At 66.5% G+C, this 14,974-nt stretch carries 15 protein-coding genes; 11 read left to right on the forward strand and 4 right to left on the reverse strand.

Annotated elements, in window-relative coordinates; genetic code table 11:
* Nucleotides 1-109 precede the first annotated feature (109 nt).
* Nucleotides 110-784 (reverse strand): MlaC/ttg2D family ABC transporter substrate-binding protein, encoded by a 675-nt coding sequence (locus M5E06_RS02975; RefSeq protein WP_247882708.1) that lies wholly within the window; start codon nucleotides 782-784, stop codon nucleotides 110-112.
* Nucleotides 785-946: 162 nt separating this feature from the next.
* The gene (locus tag M5E06_RS02980; protein ID WP_109153273.1) at nucleotides 947-1,732 is read right to left on the reverse strand and encodes an MlaA family lipoprotein; all 786 of its coding nucleotides are present in this window, start codon (nucleotides 1,730-1,732) and stop codon (nucleotides 947-949) included.
* 468 nt (nucleotides 1,733-2,200) lie between these two features.
* Here M5E06_RS02980 and M5E06_RS02985 point away from each other — a divergent pair, with 468 nt between their 5' ends.
* From M5E06_RS02985 to M5E06_RS03030, 10 genes are all read left to right on the forward strand, one after another.
* A complete protein-coding gene (locus M5E06_RS02985; RefSeq protein WP_252137101.1) occupies nucleotides 2,201-3,196 on the forward strand; it encodes an ArsR/SmtB family transcription factor in 996 nt (331 codons plus the stop codon).
* Nucleotides 3,193-4,098 carry a methylenetetrahydrofolate reductase [NAD(P)H] gene (gene metF / locus M5E06_RS02990; protein WP_252137102.1) on the forward strand — a complete coding sequence of 302 codons (906 nt, stop codon included), beginning with the start codon at nucleotides 3,193-3,195 and terminating at the stop codon, nucleotides 4,096-4,098. Before M5E06_RS02985 ends, metF begins: the two co-directional genes overlap by 4 nt.
* A gap of 75 nt (nucleotides 4,099-4,173) precedes the next feature.
* Entirely contained in the window at nucleotides 4,174-4,647 is a 474-nt protein-coding gene (locus tag M5E06_RS02995) for a DUF29 domain-containing protein (RefSeq protein ID WP_252137103.1), read from the forward strand.
* 4 nt (nucleotides 4,648-4,651) lie between these two features.
* On the forward strand, nucleotides 4,652-5,125 hold the full coding sequence (locus M5E06_RS03000; protein ID WP_252137104.1) for a DUF29 domain-containing protein: 474 nt from the start codon (nucleotides 4,652-4,654) through the stop codon (nucleotides 5,123-5,125).
* Nucleotides 5,126-5,176: 51 nt separating this feature from the next.
* Nucleotides 5,177-8,668, forward strand: coding sequence for a methionine synthase (metH, locus tag M5E06_RS03005; protein ID WP_252137105.1), 3,492 nt, complete (start codon nucleotides 5,177-5,179; stop codon nucleotides 8,666-8,668).
* 66 nt (nucleotides 8,669-8,734) lie between these two features.
* Nucleotides 8,735-9,067 (forward strand): nucleotidyltransferase domain-containing protein, encoded by a 333-nt coding sequence (locus M5E06_RS03010; RefSeq protein WP_252137106.1) that lies wholly within the window; start codon nucleotides 8,735-8,737, stop codon nucleotides 9,065-9,067.
* Nucleotides 9,057-9,461 carry a HEPN domain-containing protein gene (locus M5E06_RS03015; protein ID WP_286208607.1) on the forward strand — a complete coding sequence of 135 codons (405 nt, stop codon included), beginning with the start codon at nucleotides 9,057-9,059 and terminating at the stop codon, nucleotides 9,459-9,461. Before M5E06_RS03010 ends, M5E06_RS03015 begins: the two co-directional genes overlap by 11 nt.
* Nucleotides 9,458-9,955: a thioesterase family protein gene (locus M5E06_RS03020; RefSeq protein WP_252137108.1), complete on the forward strand. Its 498-nt coding sequence runs from the start codon at nucleotides 9,458-9,460 to the stop codon at nucleotides 9,953-9,955. The genes M5E06_RS03015 and M5E06_RS03020 overlap by 4 nt, the downstream gene beginning before the upstream one ends.
* A gap of 46 nt (nucleotides 9,956-10,001) precedes the next feature.
* Nucleotides 10,002-10,538: a pentapeptide repeat-containing protein gene (locus M5E06_RS03025; RefSeq protein ID WP_109155504.1), complete on the forward strand. Its 537-nt coding sequence runs from the start codon at nucleotides 10,002-10,004 to the stop codon at nucleotides 10,536-10,538.
* 120 nt (nucleotides 10,539-10,658) lie between these two features.
* Nucleotides 10,659-11,687, forward strand: coding sequence for a GGDEF domain-containing protein (locus M5E06_RS03030; protein WP_252137109.1), 1,029 nt, complete (start codon nucleotides 10,659-10,661; stop codon nucleotides 11,685-11,687).
* 37 nt (nucleotides 11,688-11,724) lie between these two features.
* On the opposite strand, the gene M5E06_RS03035 is transcribed toward M5E06_RS03030, so the two are convergent.
* Nucleotides 11,725-12,816 carry an NAD(P)H-dependent flavin oxidoreductase gene (locus M5E06_RS03035; protein WP_252137110.1) on the reverse strand — a complete coding sequence of 364 codons (1,092 nt, stop codon included), beginning with the start codon at nucleotides 12,814-12,816 and terminating at the stop codon, nucleotides 11,725-11,727.
* A 116-nt stretch (nucleotides 12,817-12,932) separates the two neighbouring features.
* Entirely contained in the window at nucleotides 12,933-13,841 is a 909-nt protein-coding gene (gene gcvA, locus M5E06_RS03040) for a transcriptional regulator GcvA (protein WP_252137111.1), read from the reverse strand.
* Between the two features lie 119 nt (nucleotides 13,842-13,960).
* On the opposite strand from gcvA, the gene M5E06_RS03045 reads away from it, so the two are divergent.
* Entirely contained in the window at nucleotides 13,961-14,905 is a 945-nt protein-coding gene (locus M5E06_RS03045; protein ID WP_252137112.1) for a DMT family transporter, read from the forward strand.
* The last annotated feature ends 69 nt before the right edge of the window (nucleotides 14,906-14,974 follow it).

Raw genomic sequence — 14,974 nt, forward strand, 5'->3', positions numbered from 1 at the left:
TTCTGAACGGTCGGCCAATGGCAGCACCGGCAAGCCGAACAAGAAAAAGGCCGCTTCCCGTCGGGAAAGCGGCCTTTTGCGGATTGTTGTCTGCCTTGCCGCCCGGCTGTCAGCCGGTGCGGCCGACCTTCTGGCGCAACGCCTGGATCAGGCCGTCGACGCGACCGCCATTCTGTTCGATGACGGAGGCGAATTCCTGCCGCTGGGTCACGCCCATGCTGACATTCTCCACCACCACATCGATGATCTTGTAATCGGCGCCGACCTTGCGGACACGCCAGCTGACATTCACCGGCGGGCCGTTGGGACGGACGATCTGCGTCGTCACCATGCTGTCCGATTCACCGGCCGGGGTGACGCCGGTGATCTTGAAGGTCTCGCCCGAATATTCGACGAAACGCTCGGCATAGGTGTTGACGATCAGCTGTTCGAACAGCTTCTGGTACTCGGACCGCTGCGCCTCGTTGGCGCTGTTCCAGTAGCGGCCCAGCACCCAGCGCCCGATGTACGGCACGTCGAAACCGGCGTACAGCAGCTTGCGGAAGCGCTGGATCGCCTGATCGCGCGACAGGCTCTTATCCGAGAAGGTTGCGATGGCGTCGTTCCCCAGTTTCTGGATGAACGAGGCTGCCCCCTGGTCCGCGCTCTGCGCTGCGGCGGGAGAGATGAGAGAGTGCCCGGCCCAACCGCTCACCGCGAGCAGGGCAGCGGACGCGACAAACTGGCGGCGTGTCAGCATGATGGGGCGAAAGGTGGCTGTTGCGGCGACTTTGTCAACGGTCATCTGGCCTTTGGACGGCATCTGAACGCTTTTGGGACGGTCCCGGCCGGGTCGCGGCCCACGCCCGCCGGATCGGCCGCCGCCGGATCGCCGCTCCCATCCCGATGGGCATGGTGCGGCAATCCCGGCGCGGCCCCGGGCGCGGCCATGGCATCGATGAGGTGGTCAGGGCTTCGGCGGCGTGGTGAAATCCGGGAATTCCGGCGTCGTACCCGCCTTGTTGTTGTTGATCGCCGCGCGGCGCTGCTGCTGGTACAGGCTGCGCACGGTGGCGTAGAAGTCCAGCGAGTTGCGGCGCAGGTCGTCGACCTCCTTCAGCACCTCCGACCGGCGGTCGACGGCGCTGACGATACCGCGGGTCATATAGATGCCCTTGTGGTCGGTGCCGTAGGCCCAGATGCGGATCGGGTCGCCGACGGTGTCGACGGCATAGCCGGCGGTGTCGCGCAGGTTCGACGGGCCGAGCAGCGGCAGCACCAGATACGGGCCGTCGCCGACGCCCCACACCGCCAGGGTCTGGCCGAAATCCTCCGGCGCGTGCGGGATGCCCGCCTCGCTGGCGACGTCGGCGAGGCCGCCCACGCCCAGGATGGTGTTGGTCATGAAGCGGCCGGTGGCGTTCGTCGCCCCCTCGACATTGCCCTGCAGCAGGTTGTTGGCGATGTAGAGCGGCGCCATCAGGTTGTCGATGAAGTTGTGGACCGCCTCGCGCACCGGATCGGGCACGACACCCACATAGACCTCAGCCGCCGGGCGGATCACCAGGACGTCGGCCGCCTCGTTGGCGGCGAAGACGAAGCGGTTGGGGATTTCCAGCGGATCGCTGACCCGGTAGGCCGCATCCGAAGCACCCGAGTCGCCCGGATTGGTCGCGCAGGCGGTGGCCGTCAGGGCAAAGGCCAGGACGGTAGCCGAACGGAGGAGGGAGCGGGAAAGGCTGGCCAGCTTCATGTGCGACGGCTCTTTATCTGTGGGCTCGACTCAGGTGCGGGGCGTCGCATGTCCTGTCCACAACCGAAGACTCCGATGCCCGAAGTCCTCAACCTTGGCAAGGTGGCTACGCGGTCGGGGGGAAGATTGGGCGAGATATCGCAGAATTTCCACCGTTTCCTGACCTAACACAGGCTTGGCCTTTTGACCAGCATGCGCGGGCCTGCCCTCCGGAACGGCGCGGCGATTGTGGCGGCTTTGCCGCAGAACCCCGGGAAAGCTTGCACAGGGTCGGCTCGGACGGCCGAACTGCACAATGAAAGCGGCCGGGCGAGGCCGTTTCGCGGCCATTGGCGCTGCCATTCGCGAAAAGCGGTTTACGACGCATAAAGATATCTTTATATCTGTATCCGGAGCGGCGGGGCATGGTGCACCGGCCGGCCACCACCCTCTCTGGCCCTCCCCCTGGCCCGAATCGGACGTGAGGCGATGGACGATCTGCTTGCGACGCTGAAGGCGGCGGCCGAAACGACCCGGCTCAGGCTGCTCGCGCTCTGCGCGCATGGCGAACTGACGGTGACGGAGCTGACCCAGATCCTGGGCCAGAGCCAGCCGCGCGTCTCCCGGCATCTGAAGCTTCTGTGCGACGCCGGACTGCTCGACCGCTTCCGCGAGGGCACATTCGCCTTCTACCGCCTCGCCGAGAAGGGGCAGTCGGCCGAGCTGGCGCGGGTGCTGGTCGCCGCCATCCCCGCCGACGACCCAACCCTGATCCTGGATCTGGAGCGGCTGGACGCCATCAAGCGCGCCCGGTCGGAGACCGCCGCCGCCTATTTCCGTGAGAATGCCGCGCGCTGGCACGAAATCCGCTCCCTTCACGTTGCGGAAGGCGAGGTCGAGGCCGCCCTGCTGCGCCTGTTCCCGGAAGAAGGGGTGGAGGAACTGCTGGATATCGGCACCGGCACCGGAAGAATGCTGGAGGTGCTGGCCGGGCGCGTCCATCGCGCGATCGGGGTAGACCAGTCGCGCGAGATGTTGGCCGTCGCCCGCAACCGGCTGGAGGAGGCGGGGCTGCGCCACTGCCATGTCCGGCAGGCCGACATGTACCAGCTGCCGTTTCCGTCCGGCTCCTTCGACGCCGCGGTGATCCATCAGGTGCTGCATTACACCGAATCGCCGGCCAGCGTCCTGGCCGAGGCGGCGCGGGTCCTGCGCCCCGGCGGCCTGCTGCTTGTCGTCGATTTCGCCCCCCATCATCTGGAAGCCCTGCGCGAGGAGCATGCGCACCGCCGCCTGGGCTTCTCTGACGCCGAGGTCGCCGGCTGGTGCCGCCAGTCGGGCCTGGATTGCGGCCCGGTGGTGCATCTGCCGGGCGATCCGCTCACAGTTTCCATCTGGCCGGCCACCCGTCTTGCGGCCGGCGCGCAAATTTCTTCCCCGCAAGTCCAAAAGCCAGCCCACTCGCTCAGCGGAGTTCCGTCATGACCGCGCCCACCCCTGCGCTGCCGTCCATCAGCTTCGAGTTCTTCCCGCCCAAGTCGGAGAAGATGGAGCAGAGCCTGTGGCAGGCGATCCGGCGGCTGGCCCCGCTGTCGCCCAGCTTCGTGTCGGTGACCTACGGCGCCGGCGGCTCGACCCGCGAACGCACCCATGCCACCGTCTGCCGCATCCAGGCGGAGACCGGCATCCCGGCCGCCGCGCACTTCACCTGCGTCGGCGCCACCCGTGACGAGATCGACGCCATCGCCCGCACCTATTGGGACGCCGGCATCCGCCATCTGGTGGCTCTGCGCGGCGATCCGCCGGAGACCGCCGGCGGTGTCGGCGGCAAGTACGAGCCGTTCCCCGGCGGCTACGCCTATGCCGCCGATCTGGTCGCCGGGATGAAGCGCATCGCCGATTTCGAGATCTCGGTCGCCGCCTATCCGGAATCCCATCCGGAGGCGCCGAGCGCCCAGTTCGATCTCGACAACCTGAAGCGCAAGGTCGATGCGGGCGCCACCCGCGCCATCACCCAGTTCTTCTTCGACAACGACGCTTATTTCCGCTTCCTCGACCGCTGCGCCGCGGCCGGCATCCATGTGCCGATCGTCCCCGGCATCCTGCCGATCACCAACTTCGCCCGCGCGGTTGAGTTCGCCGGCAAGTGCGGCGCCTCGATGCCGAAGAAGCTGGCCGAGACATTCGAGGGCCTGGACGACGACCCGGAGACCCGCCAGCTCGTCGCCGCGACCGTGGCGGCTGAGCAGTGCCAAGCCTTGCAGGCCCAGGGCGTGAACGACTTCCACTTCTACACCCTGAACCGCTCCGACCTGACCATCGCCATTTGCCGCATGCTGGGCGTGAAGGCGAAGGCCGCGGCTGCGGCCGCGCCGGTGGCGGGGTAGGGTGCCGGATGCCGCCCTGTGCTATGCTGGGGCGGCGGAACTGGGCAGCTGAACGGGGCGCGGGAGGGCGATGCCATGGACAGCCGGATCGGGTACGACACGGACTTCTACGCCTGGACCCAGGAACAGGCGCGATTGCTGCGCGAAGCGGCGACCGAACGCTCCAACTCGCCCATTGATTGGGAGCACATCGCCGAGGAGCTCGACATCATGGGCGGTCAGGTCAAGGACGCGATCCGCAGCCATCTGGCCACGGTGATCGAGCATCTACTGAAGCTGGAGCAGTCGCCCGATCCCTATCCACGCCGGAAGTGGCGGATCTCCGTGACCAAGGCCCGCCGCCATCTGCAGGACAAGTTGGAGGAGCATCCAAGCCTGCAGCGCTGGCCCGCCGAAATCCTGGAGAAGGCGTGGCTCGACGGTCGCGACGACGCCTGCCAGGACGACAGCATCGCCATCGACGCGCTGCCGAAGGAGTGCCCCTACGCTCTGGAGGATCTGCGCGATCCCGACTGGTGGCCGGTGAACCGGCATGGGCTGGAGGGCTGACGACATGGACAGCCGGATCGGATACGACACCGACTTCCTCGCCTGGACCGAGGAACAGGCCCGCTTGCTCCGTGAAGCCTCGCGGGAGCGCATCAACACGCCCATCGATTGGGAGAATGTCGCGGAGGAGATCGAGAGCATGGGCCGATCGGAATTGCGCGCGGTCGAAAGCGCGCTGGTCCGTGTGATCGAACATCTGCTGAAACTGGAATACTCGCCCGCGGCCGAACCGCGTGGCAACTGGCGCCGTACCGTCCGCGAGCAGCGCGACCAGGCAATCGACGGCCTGGAGGACAGCCCCAGCCTGCGCGGCAAGATCGACCTCACCAAGGCTTATCGGCGCGGTCGCGACTATGCGGCGGAAGGGCTGGAGCAGGACAGGCTGCCTGCCGATCTGATGCCCGCCGACTGCCCCTATTCACTGGAACAGCTTCTCGACACCGGCTGGTGGCCCACCAACCGCCACGGCCTCACCTGACCACACCGCTTCTGCTCTGAACCCGCCAAATAACGGACAAGACGCATTCCCATGGCCCACATCCTCGACACCCTGCGTGACCGCGTTCTGCTTTGTGACGGCGGGTTCGGCAGCCGCATCCAGGCGCTCGACCTCGACGTCGAGAAGGATTACTGGGGGCACGAGAACTGCACCGACATCCTGCCCCTGTCGCGCCCGGACATCGTCCGCGACATCCATCGCGGCTATTTCGAAGCCGGCGCCGACATGGTGGAGACCGACACCTTCGGCGCCTCGCCGGTGACGCTGGGTGAGTTCGGCATTTCCGAGAAGGCTTTCGAGATCAACCAACGCGCCGTCGAACTGGCGCGCGAGGCGGCCGAGAGCTTCAAGGACGGCCAGCCGCGCTTCGTCATCGGCTCCATCGGACCGGGCACCAAGCTGCCCAGCCTGGGCCACATCGCCTATCAGCCGGCTGAGGACAGCTTCTATGTCCAGGCCGCCGGCCTGATCGCCGGCGGGGCCGACGCCATCTTGGTGGAGACCTGCCAGGACCCCCTGCAGATCAAGGCCGCCGTCAACGGCATCAAGCGCGCGCGGGCCGAGGCGAAGTCCGACACCCCCGTCTTCGTTCAGGTCACCGTTGAGACCACCGGCACGCTGCTGGTCGGCACCGACATCGCCGCCGCCGCCACCGTCATCCAGGCGCTGGATGTGCCGCTGATGGGCCTGAACTGCGCGACCGGCCCGCTGGAGATGAGCGAGCATGTGCGCTGGCTGTCGCAGAACTGGCCGGGCCTGATCTCGGTCCAGCCGAATGCCGGCCTGCCGGAATTGGTGGACGGCAAGACCCACTACCCGCTACGTGCCGACGACTTCGCCCACTGGCTGGAGCGCTTCGTGTCGGAGGACGGGGTCAACCTCGTCGGCGGCTGCTGCGGCACCAACGTCCCCCACATCGCGGCGGCGAACCAGATGCTGCGCAAGCTGGCCCCGGCCGGCTCGCACCGCCCGGCGCCGAAGGGCCGCACCGTTCATTGGGTGCCGGCGGTGGCCTCGCTCTATTCCCAGGTCACGCTGCGCCAGGAGAACGCCTTCTTCGCCATCGGCGAACGCTGCAACGCCAACGGGTCCAAGAAGTGGCGCGAGCTGCAGGAGAAGAACGACTGGGACGGCTGCGTCGAGATGGCCCGCGAGCAGGTCAAGGAAGGCAGCCACGCGCTGGACGTCTGCACCGCCTTCGTCGGCCGTGACGAGGTGGCGGAGATGAACGCGGTGATGTCGCGCTTCGTCGGCTCCGTCACGGCGCCGCTGGTGGTCGATTCGACCGAATACGGCGTGCTGGAGCAGGCGTTGGCGCTCTATGGCGGCAAGGCGATCCTCAACTCCATCAACTTCGAGGATGGCGAGGAGCCGGCGCGCAAGCGTCTGGCGCTCGCCAAGAAGTTCGGCGCCGCTGTCATCGCCCTGACCATCGACGAAGAGGGCATGGCGAAGACACCCGACCGCAAGCTCGCTATCGCCAAGCGGCTCTATGATCTGGCGGTGAACGAGTACGGCCTCGCCCCGTCCGACCTGCTGTTCGACCCGCTGACCTTCACCATCGCCACCGGCAACGAGGACGACCGCAAGCTCGCCATCTGGACGCTGGAGGGCATCGAGGCGATCGCCCGCGAGATGCCCGGCTGCCAGATCATCCTGGGCCTGTCCAACGTCTCCTTCGGCCTGAACGCCGCGGCGCGCCATGTGCTGAACTCGGTCTTCCTCGACCATGCGGTCAAGAAGGGCATGACGGGCGCCATCGTCCATGTCTCCAAGATCCTGCCGCTGCACCAGATCCCGGAGAACGAGGTCAAGACCGCCGAGGACCTGATCTTCGACCGCCGCGCCGAGGGTTATGATCCGCTGCACGCCTTCATCGCGCTGTTCGAAGGCCGTAAGGCGGCGGACGCCAAGAAGAAGGCCCGCGCCGAGACCGTCGAGGAACGGCTGAAGGAGCGCATCGTCGACGGCGACCGCACCGGCCTTGAGGACGACCTCGCCGAGGCGATGAAGACCCACCCGCCGCTGGAGATCATCAACACCTATCTGCTCGACGGCATGAAGGTGGTCGGCGAGCTGTTCGGCGCCGGCAAGATGCAGCTTCCTTTCGTTCTCCAGTCGGCGGAGACGATGAAGGCCGCCGTCGCGTGGCTGGAGCCGCACATGGAGAAGGTGGAGGGCCAGCAGAAGGGTACGCTGGTGCTCGCCACCGTGAAGGGCGACGTCCACGACATCGGCAAGAACCTCGTCGACATCATCCTGACCAACAACGGCTACAAGGTCGTCAATCTCGGCATCAAGCAGCCGGTCACCGCCATCATCCAGGCCGCCAAGCAGCACAAGGCGACCGCCATCGGCATGTCCGGCCTGCTGGTGAAGTCCACCGTGGTGATGCGCGAGAACCTGGAGGAGATGACGCGCGAGGGTCTGGACGTGCCGGTCCTGCTCGGCGGCGCCGCGCTGACCCGCGCCTATGTCGAGGGCGACTGCGTGGCGTCCTACGGCTCCGGCCGCGTGGCATACGCCGGCGACGCCTTCGACGGCCTGACCCTGATGGACAAGGTGGTGGAGGGCAGCTTCGACCAGCAGCTCGCCATCCAGCAGGCCAAGCGCGCCGGCAAGGCGACCAACCGCCGCCGCGTGCTGGGGCAGGCGACCAGCGCCGCCACCGGCCCGGTGGACAAGGACGCCGTCCGCGCCCGCCGCCACCGGCTGGCCGAGGGTGTGCCGGTGCCGACCCCGCCCTTCTGGGGGCCGAAGCTGATCGACCATGTGCCGCTGAAGACTCTGGTCACCTACCTGAACGAGCGCATGCTCTATCAGCTGCAATGGGGCTACCGAAAGGACGGCAAGTCCTTCGAGGAGTTCAAGGAGTGGTCGAAGAAGGAGCTGCGGCCGGTGCTCGACCGCATCCTCCAGATCGCGGCGAAGGAGGAAATCCTGCGCCCGACCGCGGTCTACGGCTATTGGAAGGCGGCGGCCGACGGCAACGACGTCATCCTGTTCGAGGAGGACGGCACGACCGAGGCCGCCCGCTTCACCTTGCCCCGTCAGGCCAAGGAGGACGGCGAGTGTATCGCCGACTTCCTGCGCGACGTGACCGATCCGGAGCGTGACGTCATCGGCCTGCAGGTCGTCACCATGGGCCAGCATTGCGCCGAGGTGGCGCGCGAGTGGTTCGCCGAGAACCGCTATCAGGATTATCTCTACCTGCACGGCCTGTCGGTGGAGATGACGGAGGCGATGGCGGAATATGTCCACGCCCGCATCCGCGCGGAGCTGGGCTTCGGCGCCGAGGACAGCCGCGACAAGGAGAAGCTGCTGCAGCAGTCCTACCGCGGCAGCCGCTACAGCTTCGGCTACCCGGCCTGCCCGAACCTGAAGGACCAGGAACAGCTGCTGAAGCTGCTGGATGCCGGCCGCATCGGCATCGAGATGTCGGACGAGGACCAGTTGCATCCGGAGCAGAGCACCTCGGCCATCGTCCTCCACCACCCGCGGGCCAAGTACTTCTCGGTCTGATGCCCTCGGTTTGAGGTTGATCCTCCGCCGACCGTTCCGTGTTAGGATGGGCGGCGGAGGATTTCCATGGGCACAGTCGACGCACGGAACGACGAAAAGCTGCAAATCCTGCTGGACCGGATCGTCCCGGCCCTGGAGCCGGAAGCCGTCTATCTGTTCGGCAGCCGGGCACGCGGCGACTTCGATGAGGACAGCGATTACGACCTGCTGGTGATCGTCCCGGACGATGCGCCGAAGGAACGGCGGTCGATCCACTATGCCTATGCCTCGAAGATCGGTACCGGCATTCCGGCCGACATCATCCCCTGTACGCGCACCAATTACGAGGCGTCCAAAGATGTTGTCGGTACCTTGAGTTACGAGGTCAAACGCCAGGGACTCAGGGTCTATGGAGCATAGAGAGGTCCAAGCGTGGCTGGTCGTGGTGGATCGCGACCTGAAGGCGATCCGCAACAACCTCTATGGTCCTGAACCGGAGCCTCAGATGGCGGCCTACCACTGCCAGCAGGCAGTCGAGAAACTGGCCAAGACCCTGTTGGTGGCCGCCGGCATGATGCCGCCGAAATCACACGACATCGATGTGCTGGTCGCGCGGCTTACAACCGGTCATCCGCTGGCGGAACGCATAGCCGCACTCGCCCATCTTACCACCTTCATCAGCGCCTCTCGCTATCCGGGCGCGGGCATATTCGACGATCCGCTTCCCGACCTGCCGATTTCGGAAGTTGCCGGCTGGCTGTCGGAGATCGAAACTCTGCGCGCCGACATCATCTGTTTCCTCGGAATTCCATGACCCCCACCACCCCCCTGACCCTGCACCGCGAGACCGTCCGCCCGGAGTGGATCGACTACAACGGGCACATGAACGTCGCCTATTACCTGCTGGCCTTCGACCATGCGACGGACGCCGTGCTCGACCGGTTCGGGATCGGCAAGGCCTATGTGGCGGCGGAGAACCGGTCGGTCTTCGTCGTCGATGCCCACCTGACCTACGCCCGCGAGGTGACGGAGGGAACGCCGCTGCGCTTCGAGTCCCTCTTGCTCGGCGCCGATGCCAAGCGCCTGCACCTGTTCCACGAGATGCGGCATGCGGAGGAAGGCTGGCTGGCGGCGACGGCGGAGTTCATGCTGCTGCATGTCGACCTCGGCACCCGCAAGACCAGCCCGTTCCCGCCGGCCGTCGCCGCGGCACTGATCGAACAGGCGACGGCCCACGCCGCCCACCCCCGGCCGCTGCAGGCCGGACGAGCCGTGGCCCGGCTGGATGGGTCTTTGACCGGCCGGTAGCGTCCGGGTGGTTGAGTTGACGGTTGCTGCCCCCATCTATCGAAGAATGAAGACCGCATCCGTCCAGCCGATCCGCTCCCCTATCCGTTCCGGCATCCTCTTCGCCGCAGCCGCCGTCCTGGCCGTGCTTTCCGCCGCGCCGGCGCTGGCCGATTGCACGGAGGCGGCGCAGCCGAAGGTCAATTGGCGCCGCTGCTCGCTGGAGGGGCAGACGCTGACCGGTGTCGACCTCAGCGGCGCCATGCTGCGCGATGCGACCTTTCAGCGCGCCACGTTGGGGGAGGCGAAGCTGACCGATGCCGACGGCTATCGCGCCAAGTTCATCAGCGCCACCGCCCCCGGCGCGGTGTTCGACAAGGCGCGGCTGATCGAGGCGGACTTCACCCGCGCCGACCTGACCGGCGCCAGCTTCCGCGAGGCCGACCTGCGCAACGCCAAGATGGTGGGCGCATCGCTGGCGCGGGCCGATCTGACCGGTGCCAGATTGTCCGGCACCGACCTGCGCCATGCCGACCTGTCGGGCGCCCGCTGGACCGACGGCACGCACATCTGCGCGGAAAGCTCGGTCGGTCAGTGCAACTAGTCGGATGAGGCGCAACCAAACCGTTTGCAGCATCTCGTCGCGCTTCCAAGAACCTTCTTGCCGTAAGGGCTTGCGCCGCGTACCGTTCGAAACCGAATGATTTTTGAACGGACGGCAGTCGTGGCAACCGCGGAGGATTTCGAGCGTTCCAGCGGCCTCGCCGCAAAGGCCATGGAGCGGATGCTGTCCGACGGGCTGGCGCCCATCCCGGAGAACTTCACGCTCTGGTACGTCTATTTCAGCGGGAACAACCCCGATCTGACCCGCGCCGTCGATCTGGCGCGGCGGGACGGGCTGGCCGTTTCGCAGACCCTGTGCGACGAGCTGTACAAGCGCTTCTTCACCACGGATGCCGAAGCGCAGGCGATCCGCGAGACCTCCGACAAGGCGCGTTTCGCGCTGGGTCGCATCCTGGAACAGCTGGGCAATGTCGGGTCGGAGACGGAGCGCTACGGCAACGCCCTGTCCGGTTTCCGGGAAGAGCTGGACCAGCCGATCAGCCTGCCGGAACTGCGCGCCATGATCGCCGCCATCGCCGCGGAAACCAGGGAGATCGTCGACCGTCAGGCCGCCCTGCAATCCCAGCTTCAGGAATCGAGCCAGCAGCTGGCGGAGATGCGGGTCAGCCTGGACAGCGCCCGGCGCGAGGCGCTGACCGACGGGCTGACCGGCATCGGCAACCGCAAGGCCTTCGACCAGATGCTGCAGGAGGCGATGGAGGCGTCGGTGCGCGACGAGCAGCCGCTGTCGCTGCTGATGGTGGACATCGACCATTTCAAGGCCTTCAACGACACCCACGGCCATCTGGTCGGCGACCATGTGCTGAAGCTGGTCGCCCGCATGCTGACCGAATGCATCAAGGGCCGCGACACCGCCGCCCGCTATGGCGGCGAGGAGTTCGCGATCATCCTGCCGCGCACCAGCCTGGAAAACGCCATCAAGCTGGCGGATCAGGTGCGGACCTTCGTCGGCGGCCGCCAGATCGTGAACAAGGCGCGCAGCGCCAATTACGGCACCGTCGCCCTGTCGGTCGGCGTCGCCCAGTTCCGCCCCGGCGAACAGGCCATGTCTCTGGTCCGCCGTGCCGATCAGGCGCTCTATTCCGCCAAGCGCGGCGGCCGCAACCGCGTGTCGGTCGAGGCCGGCTGAGCGGCCCCGCCCGACAGCCGCCCCGCCCGACAGCCGGTCAGCCGGCCAGCCTCCGCCGCACCTCCTCGGTCCCGCGCAGCAACTCCGCCACCAACTCCCCCGCCGCGCGCCGCCGCGCCAGCCCCAGCCCCTGGCCGGCCCACAGCGACAGGAACTCCGCCCGGCCGGCTTTGCCGGCGGCGGTGCGCAGCGGCCTGGTTAGCGTGTTCTGCAAGGGGAAGGGCAGCACCGCGTCGGGCGCGTCCGGGTCCTCCACCGTCTCCATGAAGCGGTTGACGATGCCGCGCGCCGGCCGGCCGGAGAAGGCGCGGGTGATGCGGGTCTGGTCCTCCCGCGCGGCCAGGATGGCGGCCTTGTGCGCCTCCGGAATGCCGGCCTCTTCGGTGGGCAGGAAGACGGTGCCCATCTGCACCGCCGTCGCGCCCAACGCCAGCGCCGCGGCGATGCCGCGCCCATCCATGATGCCGCCCGACGCGATCACCGGCACGCCCACCGCATCCGCCACCTGCGGCACCAGCGCCATCGTGCCGACCAGATTGGCCCCCCGATCCGTCCAGGCATCGCCGATGAAGCTGCCGCGATGCCCGCCGGCCTCGCCGCCCTGGGCGATCACAGCATCGACGCCAACCTGCTCCAGAGCCACCGCCTCCGCCACCGTGGTCGCGGTGCCCAGCACCCTGATGCCGCTCGCCTTAGCCGCAGCGACGCTGTCGGCCGGCGGCAGCCCGAAGGTGACGCTGTAGAAGGCCGCTCCGCTGTCCAGCACGGCCGCCATCTGCCGGTCGAATGTATCGCCGGAGTAAGCGGGTTCCTCCGCTTCCGGCAACCCAAGCTCGGCATGGAAAGCTGCCATGCGGGCCATCGCCTCGGCCATCATCGGCGCCGGTCCGGGCGCCGGCGTCGGCGCGAACAGGTTGATGCCGAAGGGCAGCGCGGTGCGGTTGCGGATGTCGCGCGCCCGCTCGGCGATCTGCGCCGGGGTGAGGTAGGCGGCGCCGACGAAGCCCATCCCGCCGGCCTCGTTGACCGCCGCCACCAGCGCCGCAGTGTCGCCACCCCCGGCCATCGGCGCCTGGATCACCGGCGACCGCAGCCCCAGCCGTTCAAGGGATTCCGTGTGAGAGGGCATGTCCGCCTCCATCGCTTCGACAAGTGAGGCGATGCTACGCCCCGGCGTTCTTCACGACCAATGACTTGTTCTGAAGGGGGCGTTCACTGGGAGTGATGGGAGAGGGCGACGGTGCTTCATGCTTCGACAGCGATTTTGAACTGCTCCACTTCGTCTTTGATCCAGGCTCTGACCGCGCAGACCTTCGGGTGGTCTCGCTGCCCCATTGGGTAGACGAGGTCGTATCCGTGCTCGACGTCCAGTCGGGCTTCCGGGAAAAGGGCGACAAGGCGGCCCGCGGCAATGTCCTCCGAGACGAGAACACTTCGGCCGAGCGCCACACCTTCCCCTCGGATCGCCGCCTCGATCGACATGCTTCCATGACTGTAGCCTGGGCCCCGTGCGGCGGGGGTCGGAATCCCCATCATCCCGAACCATTGATGCCAATCGGCCTTCATCCCGTTCTCATGGATGAGGCGAGCTGACGCGATGTCCTTGGCGGTTCGAAGACCGCCCATCCGCTCACGGTACCCGGGCGAGCAGACGGGGCTGACGGTCTCGTTCATGATCCGCTCCGACTCCGCATTGGGATAGCGCCCATTCCCATACCGCATCGCCACGTCGGTCTGCGACTTTGCGAAATCAATCTCGACATCGGTCACTTCAAGCTGAACGTCATAAGTGGGGTAACGATCCATCAACCGATGCAGACGCGGGGTTAGCCACTTGCTCGCAAACGAGACGCCGGAACTCACAACGAGCCGCGCGGTCTCGTTTCTGCGACGGATGCTCTCCGTCTCTCGGGAGAGTTCCGACAGAAGGCGTGTGACGACGGCAAAGAACGCCGCACCTTCCGCGCTGAATTCAATCCTGCGGGTCATCCGTCGGAAGAGTTGGACACCGAGATGCTCCTCCAGCGCCTTGATCTGCCGGCTGACCGCACCGTGCGTAACATGCAGTTCTTCAGCCGCCAGCGTCATGCTCAATCTCCGCCCGGTCGCCTCGAAGGCACGCAGCGTTTGCAGCGGTGGAAGTTGATTCGTCATGGCGGACCTATGCGTGCGATTTGCTCACGCATACTGTGACGACAAATGGTTTGTCTGCAAGGCTGACAGAACCTTAGATGTGCTTCAAACAAGAGCATACCGACGGACTGCGACACGCCATGAGCCAGATCGCCAACGAACCCGCATCTCTTTCGCCGGTTGCCGTCTCACGTCCAGTCTCGCTTGGGAATTTCGGGGCGATGCTGCTCCTTGCCCTGGTGTGGGGTTTGTCGATCTCGGTGACGAAGCTGGGTCTGATTACGATGCCGCCCCTGACCCTGACGGCGATCCGGTTTGCTGTCGCGATTCCCTTCATGATGCTCCTGCTCATTGGGAAAGAGCCTCTGCCATGGAAGGCTCTCCCAGCTGTCGCCAGTCTTGGCGTGCTTGGCATCGGTGTGGGGCAGGTGGCACAGACATTCGGGGTGGCCGGAACTTCGGCCTCTATCGGCACGATACTGTCTGCGACGATTCCGCTGTTCATCGTGTTGTTTGCAATGATCCGGCTCAAGCAGGCGGTCTCGATTTCCCAGATTGTTGGCGTGGTGGCCGCCTTCGCAGGAATCGTCGTCGTGGCTTCGGAAAACGCAGGCGATGCGGGAGTTGCCGGAACAACCGCTCTCGGACCGATCTGGATGCTGGTATCGGCGCTGGCGGTCGCCTTCTACTATGTTTGGAGCGTCGAGCTTACGAACAGATATGGCACCGTGGTGGTGGCGACTTGGAGCACGGTTTTCGGATTCGTGGCGCTGGTGCCATGGGCGGGCTGGGAGGCCCATCACACGTCCTTCGAATTGACAGGCCAGGCATTGGGAGCGGCGGCATACCTTGGCCTCGCTGTGACGGCCGCCGGTCTTTTCCTGTGGCTGCGTATCCTGCGTGACGTGCCCGCCTCCATTGCGGCTAGTGTGCAGTACCTCCAGCCCGTGTTCGGTATTGCCGCCTCTGCGATCATGTTCGGAGACAAGATCGGACCCCAGTTCCTGGCGGGTGTTGCTCTTATCCTGGCAGGGCTTGCGATGGCGCTTCGGGTGCGCAGCCCGAAGCAGGGCGATGCTTCGTAATGGGTCAAAAGCGGCGGGCCGGTGCGATGACCGACCCACAGCGGGAGAGCGGCATGGGGCGTGATGCCG

The sequence above is a fragment of the Azospirillum sp. A1-3 genome (genome assembly GCF_023806445.1).
Taxonomy (GTDB): domain Bacteria; phylum Pseudomonadota; class Alphaproteobacteria; order Azospirillales; family Azospirillaceae; genus Azospirillum.